Here is a 17,861-nt window from a genome sequence, read left to right as displayed (position 1 = left end):
TGTCATGTGCCCGTGGGAGGGGAACACCATGCCAACGCTCCGCAAGCGCCACCCGGCTGCCGGGAAGGCCGCATCCGATCTCGTCCGTCCGTACCGCCGCTCCGCCATCGCCGTAGGCATCGCGCTGATGCTCGCCGCCAACGCGCAGGCGCAGGACGCCCCGCCCGCAACGGATGCGGACCCTGCCACCCAACTCGATACGGTGACCGTCACCGGCATCCGCGGATCCGTCTACCGGGCGCAGGACATCAAGCGCGACGCCCCGACCTTCGTCGACTCGGTCACCGCGCTCGACATCGGCGCCCTGCCCGACCGCAGCGTCACCGAGACGCTCTCGCGCATCCCCGGCGTCACCATCGACCGGTTCCTGTCGGTCGGCGATCCGGAGCACTTCTCCGCCGAGGGCGGCGGCGTGCAGGTGCGTGGCCTCACCCAGGTGCGCTCCGAACTCAACGGCCGCGACAGCTTCTCCGCTTCCGGCGGCCGCGCGCTGAGCTTCCAGGACGTGCCCTCGGAACTGATGGCCGGCGTCGACGTGTACAAGAACCAGACCGCCGAGATGATCGAGGGCGGCCTGGGCGGCACGGTCGACCTGCGCACCTTCATGCCGCTGGACCTGGAAGGCAGCAAGCTCAGCGTTTCCTTCAGCGCCAACCGGGGCGATTTCGCCGACCAGGTCAAGCCGTCCGGCTCGGTGCTTTACAGCAACCGCTGGGAGACCGACGCCGGCGAGTTCGGCATCCTGTTCAACCTGGCGCATTCGGAACTTGCGACCCGCACCGACGGCATGTTCGTGAGGCCGTTCTTCAGGAACGCCAATACCGATCTCGATGGCGATGGCACGGCGGAGCCGCTGTGGCTCCCGCGCGGCGCCGACTGGCGCACGCTGGATTACGAGCGCGAGCGCCAGGGCGCCTACGTGGCCCTGCAGTGGCGCCCCAACGATCGCGTCGAGCTGTTCGCTACGGCGTTCCAGAGCAAGTACGACGAACTCTGGTACGAAGACGCGATCTTCCTCGACAACGACCCGCTGCAGGTGCGGCTCGATGCCAGCGAGCCCTATGACCTCGACGGGGATGTCTTCGTCTCCGGGCGGCTGCGCTCCGCCGGCAACATTCCGATGGGGGCGGACATCCGCGCCTCCAACCGCCAGTCCAAGACGCAGGACTTTTCCACGGGCCTGAACTGGCAGATCGGCGATCGCACGGAGTTCTCGACCGAGCTCCAGTACATCCGGGCCGACACGCGGGTGCTGGACTCCACCGTCACCCTTGGCCTCAACGTCCCCTACATCGACGTGGACGTCGGCGGCGGCCGGCCGGTCATCGGAATCGACGAGTCCTTCTCCGCGGATATCGGGAACTATTACTGGGCGTTCACGATGGACCACCAGGACGACAACGAGGCGGAGGAAATCGCCTGGCGCGCGGACCTCAAGCACGGATTCGACAGCAATCTGTTCGATTCGGTCAGCTTCGGTGTGCGCGTGACCGACCGCGATGCGCACAGCATCGACACCGGCTACAACTGGCAGGCGGTCATCCAGCCGTGGATGCAGGGCTGGAAGCTGCCGGCCGGCGCGCTGCCGGGCGTCAACCTCAACGACCAGGTGAACTCCAGCCTGGTCAACCTGACCACGTTCGAGAACTTCTACCGTGGCGACGCCAACACGCCGGGTTCGTTCTACGCGCCGATCCTGGCCACCGCCCTCGGCTTCCCCGGCAGCTATCAGGCCATCCACGACGCCGCCGTCCCCTACTACCTGTGTTGCTCCGACTACACGCCACGCAACATCGCCGATCCGCAGTGGGGCAATGAGCAGCGCGAGAGGACCTACGGCGGCTACGCGATGCTCAACTTCGCGATGGACGATCTACTGCTCGATGGCAACTTCGGCGTGCGTGTCGTCCGCACCGAGAACAGCGCCAGCGGCTATCTGGTCTATCCGAACGTTGCGTATGCGCCGTACCTCGGCGCCGGCGAGGTCGAGCCGATCACCGCCGAGAATGCCTACACCGACGTACTCCCGAGCGCAAACGTGAAGTGGGAGCCGCGTGAGAACCTGATCATGCGCTTCGCAGCTTCCAAGGCGATCGCACGTCCAAACTTCAGCGACATGCAGGCCTACCAGCAGCTCGGCGCCTCGACCCGCCCCGGCATCGACCCGCCCGACGACGGCGGCACGCTGCCGCCCGACCAGCTCGAGCTCACCGGCAGCTCCTTCGACAACCCTTACCTGGAGCCGATGAAGGCCAACCAGTTCGACCTGTCGCTCGAGTGGTACTTCGCACCGGACCGCGGCGGAATGGCCTGGATAAATTTCTTCTACAAGGACGTCAAGGACTACTTCCGCCGTCAGACCGAGCTGGTGGCGTATCCCGGCGCGGACGGCAACGAGTACGAATACCTGATCACCCGGCCGGTGAATGTAGGCACGGCGAAGATTCAGGGGGCGGAGCTTGGCTGGAACCAGTTCTTCGACTTCCTGCCGGCGCCGTTCGACGGACTGGGCATGTCGGCCAACTACACCTACATCGACAGCAGCACGGACGTGCCCAACAATCTGGACACGCAACCGCTGGATACCGACGGCTCGACATTCGACGCCCTGCCTGCGGACGGGCTGTCGAAGAACGCCTACAACGCCGCTGTCTTCTACGAGAAGGGGCCATGGCAGGTGCGCCTGGCCTATAACTGGCGCAGCGAATACCTGCTGTCGATCGGGCCCAATGGCTACAACGGCACCCACAACGACATCGCCTGGAAGCTGCCGGTCTACAGCGACAGCTTCGGCCAGCTCGACGGTTCGATCTTCTACAAGGTCTCCGACAACGTGCAGATCGGCCTGGAGATGAACAACCTCAACAACGCCGAGCAGCGCACGATCATGGACCAGAACGGCGCCGGCAAGCGCATCACCTCCTGGTACGTCAACGACCGGCGTTACGCGGCGACCCTGCGCTTCACCTTCTGACGGGCACGGGCCGTGCGGACGCCCGTGCGGGCGCCGGACGGCAATCCGGGTGCGGACGGATGCGCCGCACGCACCCGGTCGCGAACCCGCGGCTCCCCCTCCCGGGCCGCAGGATCCGCGACTGCCGCGGCGGCGCGTCGCCAGCCCGTGCGGAAGCACTGGCGGCGCGCCGGCCGCAGCATTTCCCGAATGCCTGATCGACGCCGTCGACAGGCTCGGATGAAACCGTCCCGGATGTATCGGTTCCGGTGTCTACGACCATCGCCCAATACGGCGTGGCGTGCATTGACGCGCTCAAAATGCGAGCGCTAACATCGAGACAGGGCGCACAGTCGCCAAGGGGACAAGCACGACAGCCGGGTTTCCGGCATGCGGGTTTCTGCGCGGGCGCCAGCACGGTGGCGTCGTCGTGCAGGCGCTGGTCATGGCCAGCGCAGAAGGCGTGGCGGACGTGGATCGTCCGTGCGTCGGTGGCACGCCGTGCGGTCAGTCCGCGACACACAACTCGATCCGTTCGACGCATTCCTCGGGAGGGAACACCATGCGAACGCTCAATCACCGCCAGCCGGCTGCCCGGCAGGCGGGTTTCGACACCCTGTGCACGTTCCGCCGCAGTGCCATCGCCCTCGGCGTGGCCGCGCTGCTGTCCACGCCGCTGCATGCCCAGAACACCAGTGCGGATGCACCGGCCCGCACCCCGACCGACGCCACCGACCTCGACGCGGTCGTGGTGAAAGGCGTCCGCGGCGCGGTCATGCGTGCCCAGGACATCAAGCAGGACGCGCCGCAGATCATCGACTCGGTCACGGCCGAGGACATCGGCGCGCTGCCCGACCGCAGCGTGACCGAGACCCTCAAGCGCATCAGCGGCCTGACCGTCACCGGCTTCGCCGCGCGCGACGATACCGACCACTTCTCCGCCGAAGGCAGCGGCGTGATGATCCGCGGCCTGACCTTCGTGCGCGGCGAACTCAACGGCCGCGACGTGTTCACCGCCAACGGCGGTCGCGGCATCAGCTTCGAGGAGGTGTCGGCCGAGCTGATGGCAGGCGTGGACGTGTACAAGAATCCCTCGGCCGAGATCATCGAGGGTGGCCTGGGCGGCACCATCAACCTTCGCACGCGCATGCCGTTCGACGAGCCCGGGCGCAAGATCGCCGGCAGCGTGGACGTCAACTACGGCGACAAGGCCAAGGACGCACGGCCGTCGGCTTCGTTCCTGTTCAGCGACCGCTGGGACACCGGCGTGGGCGAGATGGGCTTCCTGGCCAACGTCTCGTATTCGGAGCTGGCCACGCAGTCCGATGGCATCCAGATCCAGCCGTATTCGCGCCGTGGGCGCACGCCGGCCGAGCAGCCCGAAGGCCTGCCGAACGGCGAAGGTTATGTGTACGACTGGGAGCAGGAGGCGTGGGTGTCGTCGGACAGCCAGCGCGACCTGCTGCTGGAGGGCAGCGGGCGCGACCAGGTGTTCGTGCCGGGCGGCGTGAACTGGCGCCGCACCGATTTCGACCGCACGCGCGAGGGCGGTGCGTTCGCGTTCCAGTGGCGCCCCAGCGACGACACGGAGATCTACACCCAGTTCATCACCTCGAAGTACGACATGACCTGGCGCGAGCACTTCATGGAGTACGCCGGTGCGGGCGAGGCCAACAACACCGACAACTGGACCGGCGACCCGAACTACTACGGCAACGCCTACGACGGTGGCGACGGCCTGGCGGACCGGACCAACCGGCTGATCCCGATGCCGGGCACGCAGTTCGAGTACGACGAGAACGGCCGCTTCCTGCGCGGCAGCATCCGCCTGGGCGGCTGGCGCGGACAGCCCGGGGACGACTCCAACGGCATGTACCAGGGCCCGGGCATCCAGTTCGTGGCCGGCAACCGCTACAACGTCCAGTCCTCGCAGACCACCGACTGGTCGGCCGGGTTCCGGCACTTCATCACCGACAACTTCCTGATGCGCGGCGACTTCCAGTACGTGAAGGCCGAGAGCGACCAGGTGGATTTCTCGGTGCACACCTCCACCCTGCTGGAAGGCATCACCCTCGACCTCACCGGCAAGTACCCGTCGGTGACGCTCGACAACCCGGAGCGGGCCCTGCAACAGGACACCTATTTCTGGCGCTCCGCGATGGACCACCTGGCCGACAACGAAGGCCACGAGCGCGCCGGGCGGCTGGACTTCGAATACAACTTCGTCGACAGCAGCTGGCTGAACCTGGCCCGGTTCGGCTTCCGCGTGGCCGACCGGGAGTACACCAGCCAGTCCACCACCTACAACTGGCAGCCCATCAGCGACGACTGGAACCGGATCGAGAACCCCGACCCGACCCGACCGCCGGTCGCGTGGCTGGACCAGTTCTATCCCTCCGAAGCGGCGCTCTACACACTGGACGACTTCTTTGGTGGCGATGCCAATGTGCCGACCCAGTTCTGGGCGGCGCAGGACGGGTTCGTCGATATCGACCGGGTCAACGGGACACTGGCGACGATTCCCGGTGCGCAATGGCGCCCGATCGGCTTCACGCCCGACGCGATCAACGAGCAGCGCGAGCGCACCCAGGCCGGCTATGGCGTGCTGTACTTCGGCAACGACGAGTTGCGCAACCCCGTCGACGGCAACGTGGGCGTACGCGTGGTCAAGACCAGTGTGAAGGCGCTGGGCGGCGGCCTCCTGCCCGACATGACCGGGTCGTACGTGGAAGACGTGGCGCCCGAGGTGAGGGAGGCGTTTTACGGCCAGGCGTTCACCAGCCAGGTCAACACCTCCTACACCGACGTACTGCCGAGCCTGAATGTGCGGGTGCGCTTCGACCATGGTCTGCAGTGGCGCTTCGCGGCTTCCAAGGCGATCGCCCGGCCGGAGTTCCGCCTCATGCAGAACTGGATCACCCTGTCGGCCAATGCGGCGGGCTGCGCCCAGGCGCGGGAGGACGGGCTGCGCGACGAACTGTGCGGGTTCGACGACCTGGCCTACAGCGGCAGCGGCGGCAATCCCGAGCTCAAGCCGATGCGCGCCAACCAGTTCGACACCGCACTGGAGTGGTACTTCGGCCCGGCCAACAGTGCCTACATCACGCTGTTCAAGAAGGACGTCAAGGACTACTTCGCCACGTCGCTGGGTACCGAACTCATCGATGGGCGCCTGTACCAGATGAATCGCACGCGCAACCTGGACGAAGGCAGGATCAAGGGATTCGAGCTCGGCTATTCGCAGTTCTTCGATTTCCTGCCGGGCCTGGGCGTACAGGCGAACTACACGTTCGTGGACAGCTCCGGCGGCACGAACGTCGACGTGGGCATTCCCACCGGCGCGCCGACGGTGCCCGAAGTCGCGCTCGAACTGCCGCTCGAAGGCCTGTCGCGCCGCAGCTACAACCTGATCGGCATCTTTGAACGCGGCCCGGTGTCCTTCCGCCTGGCGTACAACTGGCGCTCGCGTTACCTGCTGACCAGCAGCGACGTGATGCCGGCCATGCGCCAGCCGGTGTGGAACGACGATTACGGCCAGCTCGACGGCTCGTTCTTCTACAACCTGACCGAAAACGTCCAGCTGGGCCTGCAGGTGAACAACATCACCAACAGCACCACCGAGCTGCTGATGGGTCCGCGTGGCTACCGCCGCGACGGCTTCGTCGACGAGACGCTGTACAACCGCGCCTGGTTCGAGAACGACCGGCGCTACTCGGCGGTGCTGCGCGCGAGCTGGTAACGCGACCGAGTGCGGAACGGGGCCGCGCGGTTCGCCGCGCGGCTTTTTTTTCGAAGCGGGCCAGTTCCGGAATGCCGCGGTGCGGAAGCAAAGGAGGACGATTCCGCGATCGGGTGGCACCGCCGGATGTGGTCACGACCTGACGGGCCTCGCCGCGCCCGGCGGCCCTTTGCGACGAATGTCCCCCGACATCCGCCTGCAGGCGGATGTCTCCTCCTTGATTTCGCCACAAAGGGCCACCCGCCACGGCGAGGCTGGGCTCGGGGCGCGGGTCGCAGGCCTGCTTCGGCGCGTGAACCCCGACACACAGCGCACGGGCACCGGTCGAGCCATGAACCTGTTCCCGTCGGCACGGGCTGGCGGTCGCGGCTCCGGCTCACCTGGTGAGACAGGCCGGCGGAACACTGGGCCGCCCACACCGGGCCGCCCATGAACGCCATCCTCCACGCCCGTCCGCTGCCGGCGCCCGTTCCGTCCGGCGGCCAGCTTGCGCGCCGGCTTGCCGACCGCTACGCCGACCGCGTCACCGGGCAATTCACGATTCCGGGCCAGCCGGCCGACCTGCGGCCGCTGCCGCGCGAACTGCCGCCCGCCCTGGCCGCGGCGCTGCAGGCGCGCGGCATCCGCTCGCTGTATGCACACCAGGCCCAGGCCTGGGAGGCCGCGCGCGCCGGACGCCACGTCGTGGTGGCCACGCCCACCGCTTCGGGCAAGTCGCTGTGCTACACGCTGCCGGTGGTCAGTGCGGCGCTGGAGCAGCGCGCCAAGGCGCTGTACCTGTTCCCGACCAAGGCGCTGGCCCAGGACCAGGTGGCCGAACTGCTGGAACTCAATGCCGCAGGCGCGCTGGGACTGCGCGCGGCGACCTTCGATGGCGACACGCCGGGCGATGCACGCCAGGCGATCCGGATCAATGGCGACATCGTGGTCAGCAACCCCGACATGCTGCACCAGGCGATCCTGCCGCACCACACCAAGTGGGCGCAGTTCTTCGAGAACCTGCGCTTTGTTGTGATCGACGAGGTGCACACGTATCGCGGCGTGTTCGGCTCGCACGTGGCCAACGTGATCCGCCGGCTCAAGCGCGTGTGCGCGTTCTACGGCGTGCGGCCGCAGTTCATCCTGTGCTCGGCGACGATCGGCAATGCCGCCGAGCATGCGGGCGCGCTGATCGAGGACGAGGTCGAGGCGATCACCGAAAGCGGCGCGCCCACCGGCGACAAACACATCCTGCTGTGGAACCCGCCGGTGGTGAACCCGGACCTGGGCATCCGGGCCTCGGCGCGCTCGCAGGCCAACCGCATCGCGCGGCTGGCGATCAAGTCGGGCCTGAAGACGATGGTGTTCTGCCAGTCGCGGCTGATGGTCGAGGTGCTCACCAAGTACCTGAAGGAAGTGTTCGACCACGACCCGCGCAAGCCGCGGCGCATCCGCGCCTATCGCGGCGGCTACCTGCCCACCGAGCGGCGCGAGGTGGAACGCGAGATGCGTTCGGGGAAGATCGACGGCATCGTCAGCACCTCCGCGCTGGAATTGGGCGTGGACATCGGCAGCCTGGACGTGGTGGTGCTCAATGGCTATCCAGGCTCGATCGCCCAGACCTGGCAGCGCTTCGGGCGCGCGGGGCGGCGCCAGCAGCCTTCGATCGGCGTGCTGGTGGCCAGCAGCCAGCCGCTGGACCAGTACGTGGTGCGGCATCCGGAGTTCTTCGCCAGCGCCACGCCCGAGCAGGCGCGGATCGCGCCCGACCAGCCGCTGATCCTGATGGACCACATCCGCTGCGCGGCGTTCGAGCTGCCGTTCGCGGACGGCGATGCATTCGGCCCGGTGGATCCGGGCCCGTGGCTGGAGGTGCTGGTGGACAGCGGCGTGCTGCACCAGGAAGGCGGGCGCTTCGAGTGGATCGCCGACAGCTATCCGGCGCAGGCAGTCAACCTGCGCTCGGTGGCCGACGGCAACTTCGTCGTGGTCGACCGCACCAACGGGCGCCAGACGATCGTCGCCGAGGTCGACTACTCCGCCGCGGCGCTCACGCTGTACGAGGGCGCGATCCACATGGTGCAGTCCGAGCCCTACCAGGTCGAACGCCTGGACTGGGAGGGGCGCAAGGCCTACGTGCAGCAGACGCACGTGGACTACTACACCGACGCCATCGACTACACCAAGCTCAAGGTGCTCGACGAGGCGGATCGCGCGCCGGCCGGGCAGGGCAGCGCGCACCATGGCGAGGTGCACGTGCTGCGGCGCGTTTCGGGGTACAAGAAGATCCGCTTCCATACCCACGAAAACATCGGCTACGGGCCGGTCACCCTGCCGGACCAGGAGCTGCACACCACCGCGTGCTGGTGGCAGTTGCCGCAGCACGTGCTCGATGGGCGCTTCGACAGCCGGCAGGACGCACTCGACGGCTTCCTCTCAGCCGCCTATGCGCTGCACCTGGTCGCGATGGTGTCGGTGATGGCGGAAGGGCGCGACCTGCAGAAGGCGGTCGGCAGCGGCGACGGCGCGTGGTTCGCCACCGCCGACCAGGCCGGACGCGGGCAGGTCCGGTCCGGCGAGAGCGGCGAGGCGATGGTGGATCCCACGCGCGGGTTCATGCCCACGCTGTTCCTCTACGACAACTATCCCGGCGGCGTCGGCCTGTCGCTGCCGCTGTTCGAGCAGCGCGACGCGTTACGCCGGCAGGCGCTGGACCTGATCCGGTCGTGTCCCTGCGCGCACGGGTGTCCCGCGTGCGTGGGGCCGATCCTGGCGAGCAGCGAATCTGTCGGCAAGTCGGTCAAGGGGGCTGGCGAGCAGGTGCTCGAACTGTTGGGAGATGCGGGTTGAGCGCACTCGCAAAACGCCTGGCGGGGTTGCGGCAGCAGGCGGGCGCGGCGGCGCGCCCAGCGGCGTCGCCCGCCGCGCCGCGCGGATCAGCGAGCGGCGGGCATGCGATGCCGCCTGCCACGCCCCTCGCGAAGACCGCCAGCGACCAGGTGGCGCAGCTGCGCAAACTGCTTGGCCTGCGCCCGCGTGCCCTTGCACCGGTGCGGAGTTTCGATCGCAGCCTGGCAGGCGACGAACTGGCGCCCGGGCTGCGCTACATCGAGCAGTGGGCGCCGTTCGAGCGCCTGCCCGGGCGGCTGGACCTGACTGCGCTCAACCTCGCCACATTCGATCAGGACCGGATCGACACCCACCGCATCCTCGCGTTCGACACCGAGACCACCGGCCTTGCCGGTGGCACCGGCACCCGCGCCTTCATGATCGGCGCCGCCGACTGGCGCGATGGCGGCCTGCGCATCCGGCAACTGCTGATGACCACCATGGGCGCCGAACACGCGATGCTCCAGCAGTTCGCGCGCTGGCTGGAACCGGACACGGTGCTGCTGTCCTACAACGGCAAGTGCTACGACCGGCCGCTGCTGACCACCCGCTACACCTTGGCCCGTCTTGCCGATCCGGTGCTCGGCCGTGACCACATCGACCTGCTGCACCCGGTCCGCCGGCGCTATCGCGGCGCGTGGGAGAACTGCCGCCTGGCCACCGTGGAACGGCAGCTGCTGGGCGTGGTGCGCGAAGACGACCTGCCCGGTGCGGAGGCGCCAGCGGCCTGGCTGTCCTACCTGCGTGGCGGCAGCGCGGCGAAGCTGCGCAAGGTCGGCGACCACAACGCGCAGGACCTGCGCAGCCTCGCGGGCCTGCTGGTCCATTTCCACCGGCTGTCGCAGTTCGACGCATCGGACGCGCCCACGATGCACCCGTCGCCCGGGTAAGCGCAGCGCACCGGGATGGCCAATGCGACCCCCCGGGTGCGGCCGGGGCCTTACCCGGGCTACGCAAGTCGCATCGATCCGTAGGCACCCGCGCTGCACCCGACGCCCGTAGCCCGGGTAAGCGCAGCGCACCCGGGACGGCCACCGCGGCTCCCCGGGTGCGGCCGGGGCCTTACCCGGGCTACGCGAGTCGCATCGATTCGTATGCACCGCTGCATCCGGTGCCCGTAGCCCGGGTAAGCGCAGCGCACCCGGGACGGCCACCGCGGCTCCCCGGGTGCGGCCGAGGCCTTACCCGGGCTACGCGAGTCGCATCGATTCGTATGCACCGCTGCATCCGGTGCCCGTAGCCCGGGTAAGCGCAGCGCACCCGGGAGGCTGTCCCGATCCCGGGTACACCGCGGGCCCCACCCGCGTGGACCGGCAAGAACGTTTCCCCGGGGTCGATGCAGCGATACCCATCGCCAAAACACGCGACTCCACGTCGCGCCAGTGGTGTTCTCGCACTGCAGCATTCCCTCGGGCTATACGCAATGCCGATTTCGTCATTGGTATGGAATGGCCCGCGCACCTATGCTGCTGGCGATCACCAGCTGGGGCGAGGGTGCTGGCGGAATGAGGATGTGGAGCGGAGGGTGCGTGCGGCGGACGCGGCGCGTGGCCGCATGGACATGGCTGGCGCTGCTGCTGTGCGTGGCGATGGCGGCGGCCCTGCCCGCGCAAGCGGACTATCGCTGGCGCAACGTCGCGATCGGCGGCGGCGGCTTCGTCACCGGGCTGGTGTTCCACCCCTCCACGCCGGGCCTGCTGTACGCACGCACCGACATCGGCGGGGCCTATCGCTGGGAGGCCGATGCGCAGCGCTGGGTCCCATTGCTGGACTGGATGGGCGCCGACGACCGCGGCCGCTTCGGCGTCGAGAGCCTCGCGCTCGATCCGTCCGATCCCGAGCGCCTGTACCTCGCCGTCGGCACCTACCTGCACGAACGCGGCAGCACCGGCGTGATCCTGCGTTCGCGGGACCGCGGCGCGAGCTTCGAGCGCACGCCGCTGCCGTTCAAGCTCGGCGGCAACGAACAGGGACGCGGCAACGGCGAACGCCTGGCGGTGGACCCGAACGACGGCCGCGTGCTGTTCTTCGGCACGCGTGCGCACGGCCTGTGGCGCAGCACCGATGCCGGCGCGACCTGGGCGGAGGTCGAGGGCTTCCCGGACATCGCGCGCGCCCGTTCGGCCTGGGCGATGGGTTTCCGCGACGAGGTGCCGATCGGGATCGCCTTCGTGGTGTTCGATCCGGCCAGCGGCGGCGACGGCAGGGCGTCGCGCACACTGTATGCAGGCGTGTCGACGCCGGAGGCCAGCATCTACCGCTCGCACGACGGCGGGCGCAGCTGGCAGGCGGTGCCGGGCCAGCCCACCGGACTGCGCCCGAGCCACATGGCGCGCGACGCGAACGGGCGCTGGCTGCTGAGCTACGGCGACGAGCCGGGGCCGAACCACATGGCCGATGGCGCGGTGTACCGGTTCGATCCCGCCGGCGACCGCTGGACCGACATCACCCCGGTGCCGCAGTCGACCAGCGCCGGCGGCCGCGGCTTCGGCTGGGGTGCGGTGGCGGTGGATGCGCAGGACCCGGACATCCTCGTCGCCAGCACGTTCCGGCGCTACTCGCCGGGTGACGACCTGTATCGCAGCACCGACGGCGGCGCGTCGTGGACGCCGATGTTCGCGCGTTCGCGCTTCGACCACGCCGGCGCGCCGTGGACGATGGATGCGAAGCCGCACTGGATGGCGGATATCGAGATCGACCCGCACGATCCCGACCGCATCTGGTTCGTCACCGGCTACGGCATCTGGGCGTCGCGCAACGCGCGCGCGTTCGACGCGGGCGGCACGCTGCAGTGGGACTTCCCGCAGGCCGGCTTCGAGGAAACCGTGCCGCTGGTGCTGGCGAGCCCGCCGCAGGGCGCGCACCTGGTGAGCGGGCTGGGCGACGTGGACGGCTTCGTGCACGACGACCTCGACGTGCCGCAACAGCGCTTCACCGGCGTGCGCTTCTCCAACACCGAAAGCCTCGCCTGGGCCGGGCAGGCACCGCAGCGCATGGTGCGCAGCGGCTACTTCCACAACCGGCCCGAGGGCGCGGTGCGCGGCGCCTGGTCGGACGACGGCGGACGCAGCTGGACGGCGTTCGCCAGCGAGCCGCCCGAAGGCGAGGGCGCCGGCCACATCGCACTGTCGGCGGACGCCGTCCGGATCGTGTGGCAGGTGCGCGGCGGCGGGCACTGGCACAGCGCGGACCGGGGCGCGCACTGGCGCCGCGTCGATGGTCTGCCTGACACGGCGGTGGTGGAAGCCGATCGCGTCGATCCGGAAGTCTTCATTGCCTACGATCAGACCTCCGGCAGGCTTTACCGCAGTGAGGATGGCGGGCTGCGCTTCGCGGCGCTCGACGTGCGCGCACGCGACGCGGACGGCCCGCTGGAAGGTGGCGTCAGCCGCCGCATCGCGCTGCGTCCCCATCCGGTGCGCAGCGGCGAGGCGTGGATCGCGGCGGCGGGACGCGGCCTGCTGCACTGGACGGACGGCGCGCTCGTGCGCCTGCCCGGCGTGGACGTCGCGCACTCGGTCGGGCTCGGCAAGCCGGCGCGCGAAGGCGAGCCGCGTGTGCTGTTTGTGTTCGGCGAGATCGACGGCACACTCGGCCTGCACCGCTCCGACGACAACGGCCGCCGCTGGCGTCGCATCGATCACGACGGCATGCGCTTCGGCGGCGTCATGCGCCACGTCACCGGAGATCCGCGTCTGCACGGCCGCGTCTACTTCGGTACCGAAGGCCGGGGCATCTGGTACGGAGATCCGCAATGACGCAAGCGAAGAACTGGACGGCATGGGGCTTCCTTCCCCCGCTCGCGGGGGATGAGGGCGACCTGCCTGCGCGGCACTGCCGCGCAGCTCGACCGAACGCCCGGTGCGCTGCACCGGACCGGTCAGGTGCCGCAGGCGGACGGGAGTGCGCCAAGGGCAGGAGGCGCGACGCTGCGAACCCGGCGCACCTGTTCGCAACCGCCGCCTGCCTGCTGGCCGCGACCGGCGCCGCGCATGCGGTCGAACTGCCGCGCGTGTTCGCGGACGGCATGGTGCTGCAGCGCGAACGGCCGATCCTGGTGTGGGGACTTGCCGAGCCGGGTGCACGCGTCGAGGTCGCGTTCGACGGCGACCGCGCGCATGCCACCGCCGGCGCCGATGGCGCGTGGCGTGTGTCGCTGCCGGCGCGCAAGGCAGGCGGCCCCTACGCGATGCGGATCGACGACGGCCAGGCCCCGCGCGAGTTGCGCGACGTGCTGGTCGGCGACGTGTGGCTGGCATCGGGCCAGTCGAACATGGAGTGGCCGATCAGCCAGTCCGCCGACGCGCAGGCGGAGATCGCGCGTGCCACCGATCCGCTGATCCGCCATTTCAAGATTCCCAAGTCCTGGTCCGGCACGCCCGAGTGGCAGCTGGCCGGCGGCGAATGGATCGCCTCGTCGCCGGCGGTAGCCGGCGAGTTCTCCGCAGTGGCGCATTTCTTCGCGCGTGAACTACGCCGCAGCGAGGGCGTGCCGATCGGCATCATCGACAGCACCTGGGGCGGCAGCGCGATCGAGGCGTGGATGGATGCCGCCACGCAGGGCATCGACGGGGATGCGCAGGCGGCGCTGGCCGAGACGCTGAAGGCAGACGACGAACGTGCACTGGCGCAGGCGCGCGAACACCTGGCGCGCTGGCACCTGCCTGCGGACGACAGCGGCTGGCAGGCGACCGAGCTCGACACCACCGGCTGGACCGCCATCGCGGTGCCCGGCCTGTGGGAAACCGGCGGCTACAACGGGATGGACGGGGTGGCCTGGTACCGCACCACGTTCGAGCTGAGCGCCGCGGAGGCCGGGCGCGGGCTCACGCTCGGCGTCGGCCGCATCGACGACACCGACACCACCTGGGTCAACGGCGTCGAGGTCGGCACCACCGAATCGCAGTACAACCTGGCGCGCGTCTATCCGGTGCCGGCGTCCGCGCTGCGCGCCGGCGCGAACACGGTCGCGGTGCGCGTGACCGACACCGGCGGTGGCGGTGGAATCCACGGGCCTTCCGACGAACTGTTCCTGCAGCCCGAGGGCGGGGCGCGCCGGCCGCTGGACGGTGCGTGGGCCTTCCGTCCCGCACAGGTCACCGCGCTCGCGCTCGACGACGACAAGAACCAGCGCCCGACCCTGCTGTACAACGCCATGATCCACCCGCTGCAGCCGCTGCCGGTACGCGGCGTGATCTGGTACCAGGGCGAAGCCAATGCCGGCAGCGTCGAGCAGGCGCTGGCCTACCGGCAGCAGTTCCCGGACATGATCCGGCAATGGCGCGCGCAGTTCGATGCGCCGGCGCTGCCGTTCCTGTGGGTGCAGCTGGCGAGCTGGCATTCGGGTGGCGACGAGGGCGATTCCAGCCCCTGGGCGGTGCTGCGCGAATCGCAGAGCGCCACGCTCTCGCTCCCGGCGACGGGCCAGGCGGTGGCGATCGACATCGGCGATGTCGACGACATCCATCCCACGAACAAGCAGGACGTGGGCAAGCGCCTGGGGCTTGCCGCGCGGCGCGTGGCCTATGGCGCGTCCGTGGTCGACCAGGGACCTGTGTTCGCGGACGCGCAGTTCGCCGGCGGCGCCGCGCAACTGTCCTTCGACGCCGACGGCCTGGCGGTGCGCGGTGGCGGCGCGCTGCAGGGTTTCCAGCTCGCCGGCGCCGACCGCCGCTTCCACCCGGCCACCGCCTCGATCGAAGGCGATCGCGTGATCGTGCGCAGCGATGCCGTGGCTGCACCCGTTGCGGTGCGCTACGCGTGGAGCGATGCGCCGGTGGACGCCAATCTGGTCGGCGCGAGCGGATTGCCGGCGTCGCCGTTCCGGAGCGACGACTGGTGAGGATGTCGATGGAAGAGACGGCGCCGGTGGAATTTTCGCTGCGCGATGCGGTAGAAGCTGCCTCTGCCTCTGCCTCTGCTTCTGCTTCTGTGTCTGTTCTTGCTGTTGCAGTTGTCCTTTCGAGCCGTAAAGCGAGCCGAGCACCGCAGCCGGTGGTGGACGTAGAGGCGCCCATGTCTGAGCGCAGCGAGTTTGGGCGCCGTGCCAGCGCCGGCGAGGAGCGCAGGGGACCGGCGCGGCGCAGCCGCGACGGCTCGCGTCCGGTGAAGGGGCTTTTGGTTCCTTTTGGCCCTTCAAAAGGAACTCGGGCGCGAAGCGACCGAACGCTCTGCTTCTGGATGTTTGCTGTTCGCGCTGATGAACCGGAGTTCCACTGCGAAGATCAAGCGCAACAGCTTCCGCGCTGTCGCGCGGGTGACTTTTGTCTTGGCAAAAGTCACCAAAACCGCCTCCGCCGGACGCGATCCGGACTGGCTGCGCCAGTCCGGTCCCCTGCGCTTCTCGGGCGGCGGGGCACGCGGCCCAAACTCGCTGCGCTCAGACATGGGCCGCTCTCCGGCCCCGCCGCCCTGCGATGCACGGCTCGCTTTACGGCTCGAAAAGCCAAGGCAGCAGCGACACCAACAGCAACAGCAACAGCAACAGCGCACAGGCCATGCCCCGGGAGAACGCAATGAAGGGAATGCCCATGGCCGCCGCGCGACCCGGATCGGGAGACCGCCAGCCGCGCAGTGCGCTGCTCGCGCTGTTCGCCGTGGCGGCTCTCGTGCTGGCCGGCTGCCAGCGCCAGCCCGCCGAGCCTGCCGATGCCTCCGCGCCCGACGCGAGCACGGGTGCCGACCCCGCGGGCGACGCTGGAAGTGCGGCCGCCGGCAACGACGGCATCACCGGCGAACGTCCCATTCCCCGCTTCGAAAGCAAGGACGGCAAGCACGCCCTGATCGTCGACGGAGCGCCGTTCCTCGTCCTGGGCGGGCAGGCGCACAATTCCAGCAACTATCCCGAACCGCTGAAGCAGGTGTGGCCGGCGCTCGAAGACCTCGGCGCGAACACGCTCTCGATCTCGATCGCCTGGGAGCAGCTGGAACCGGAAGAGGGCAGGTTCGACTTCTCCTTCGTCGACCATCTGCTGGAACAGGCACGCGCGCACGACAAGCGGCTGATCCTGCTGTGGTTCGCGACCTGGAAGAACAACGGGCCCAACTACGCGCCGCGCTGGGTGAAGCTCGACAACGCGCGCTTCCCGCGCCTGGTGCGCGAGGACGGCGTGGTGCTGAACTCGCTCTCACCGCATGCGCAGGCCACGCTCGACGCCGACCGCAGGGCCTTCGCGCGGCTGATGGCGCACCTGCGCGAGCACGACGCGCAGCGCACGGTGATCATGGTGCAGCCGCAGAACGAGCCCGGCACCTACGGCGGCGTGCGCGACTTCTCGCCGATGGCGCAGGAGATCTTCGAAGGGGCGGTCCCGGAAGCGCTGCTCACCCACCTCGGCAAGTCGCCCGGTACCTGGCGCGAGGTATTCGGCACCGACGCCGACGAGACCTTCCACGCCTGGCACATCGCCCGCTACATCGACCAGGTGGCCGAGGCCGGCAAGGCCGAGTATCCGCTGCCGATGTACGTCAACGCCGCCCTGCGCGGGCCCTTCAACCCGGGCCAGCCCGGGCAGTACGCCAGCGGCGGGCCGACCGACAACATGCTCGACGTGTACAAGGCGGCGGCCCCGCATATCGATCTGCTGGCGCCCGACATCTACATGCCCGAGCACCTGCTCTACACCACGGTGCTCGAGCGCTACGCGCGGCCGGACAATGCGCTGTTCGTGTCCGAGACCGGCAACACGCCGGCCTACGCGCGCTACCTGTTCGCCGCGTTGGGCCACGACGGCATCGGCTGGGTGCCCTTCGGCATGGACTACACGCCCTACGGCAACTGGCCGCTGGGCGCGAAGCGCACCACGCCCGAGACCATCGCGCCGTTCGCGCAGGCGTTCGCACGGATCAACCTCGGCATGCGCGTGTTCGCCGGGGCCGCGTCCGAAGGCCGGCTGCATGGCGTGTCCGAGGCGCCCGGCGTGACCGAGCAGCAGATCCGGCTCAACGACCGCTGGAATGCCACGATCGCCTATGGACTGCCGCACTTCTGGTTCCAGGGCGTGCCGCCCGGCAACCCCGAGCCGATCGGCGGTGCGCTGATCGCCGAACTCGGTCCGGACGAGTTCCTGGTCACGGGCATGCACGCGCGGGTGACGATCCACCCGGCGCGCGAGGGCGTGGCGCTGATCTACGACCGGGTCGAGGAAGGGCGCTACGTCGACACGACGTGGGAGTTCCACCGCAACTGGAACGGCGACCAGACCGACTACGGACTCAACTTCTCCGAGGCCACGCAGCTGCTGCGCGTGACCCTGGCCACCTATCCCACGAAGACCGATGCGCAACCCCAGGAGCCCTGAC

Annotated in this window: 7 protein-coding genes and 1 pseudogene; 7 read left to right on the top strand and 1 reads right to left on the bottom strand. The window is 69.2% G+C overall.

Going from position 1 to position 17,861, the window contains the following annotated elements; genetic code table 11:
- Positions 1-127: 127 nt before the first annotated feature.
- The 6 genes and pseudogenes from QFW81_RS10885 (at position 128) to QFW81_RS10860 (ending at position 15,402) form a co-directional block, all read left to right on the top strand.
- On the top strand, positions 128-2,974 hold the full coding sequence (locus QFW81_RS10885) for a TonB-dependent receptor (protein ID WP_425604023.1): 2,847 nt from the start codon (positions 128-130) through the stop codon (positions 2,972-2,974).
- A gap of 541 nt (positions 2,975-3,515) precedes the next feature.
- Positions 3,516-6,692: a TonB-dependent receptor gene (locus QFW81_RS10880; protein ID WP_280578793.1), complete on the top strand. Its 3,177-nt coding sequence runs from the start codon at positions 3,516-3,518 to the stop codon at positions 6,690-6,692.
- A gap of 486 nt (positions 6,693-7,178) precedes the next feature.
- Positions 7,179-9,521: pseudogene (locus QFW81_RS10875) on the top strand (DEAD/DEAH box helicase); the annotation flags it as partial.
- A gap of 107 nt (positions 9,522-9,628) precedes the next feature.
- Positions 9,629-10,450: a ribonuclease H-like domain-containing protein gene (locus QFW81_RS10870; protein WP_331488080.1), complete on the top strand. Its 822-nt coding sequence runs from the start codon at positions 9,629-9,631 to the stop codon at positions 10,448-10,450.
- A gap of 621 nt (positions 10,451-11,071) precedes the next feature.
- The gene (locus QFW81_RS10865) at positions 11,072-13,318 is read left to right on the top strand and encodes a WD40/YVTN/BNR-like repeat-containing protein (protein WP_425604022.1); all 2,247 of its coding nucleotides are present in this window, start codon (positions 11,072-11,074) and stop codon (positions 13,316-13,318) included.
- 269 nt (positions 13,319-13,587) lie between these two features.
- Positions 13,588-15,402, top strand: coding sequence for a sialate O-acetylesterase (locus QFW81_RS10860; RefSeq protein WP_280578817.1), 1,815 nt, complete (start codon positions 13,588-13,590; stop codon positions 15,400-15,402).
- A 293-nt stretch (positions 15,403-15,695) separates the two neighbouring features.
- On the opposite strand, the gene QFW81_RS10855 is transcribed toward QFW81_RS10860, so the two are convergent.
- A complete protein-coding gene (locus tag QFW81_RS10855) occupies positions 15,696-15,947 on the bottom strand; it encodes a hypothetical protein (protein WP_280578791.1) in 252 nt (83 codons plus the stop codon).
- A 143-nt stretch (positions 15,948-16,090) separates the two neighbouring features.
- Between QFW81_RS10855 and QFW81_RS10850 the strand changes: the two genes are divergently transcribed.
- Positions 16,091-17,860, top strand: coding sequence for a DUF5597 domain-containing protein (locus QFW81_RS10850; RefSeq protein ID WP_425604021.1), 1,770 nt, complete (start codon positions 16,091-16,093; stop codon positions 17,858-17,860).
- The last annotated feature ends 1 nt before the right edge of the window (position 17,861 follow it).

This window comes from Luteimonas kalidii, from assembly GCF_029887935.1.
Classification (GTDB): Bacteria; Pseudomonadota; Gammaproteobacteria; order Xanthomonadales; family Xanthomonadaceae; genus Luteimonas; species Luteimonas kalidii.
Note: the sequence above shows the minus strand (reverse complement) of the source record. Positions and strands in the feature narration are given on the sequence as shown.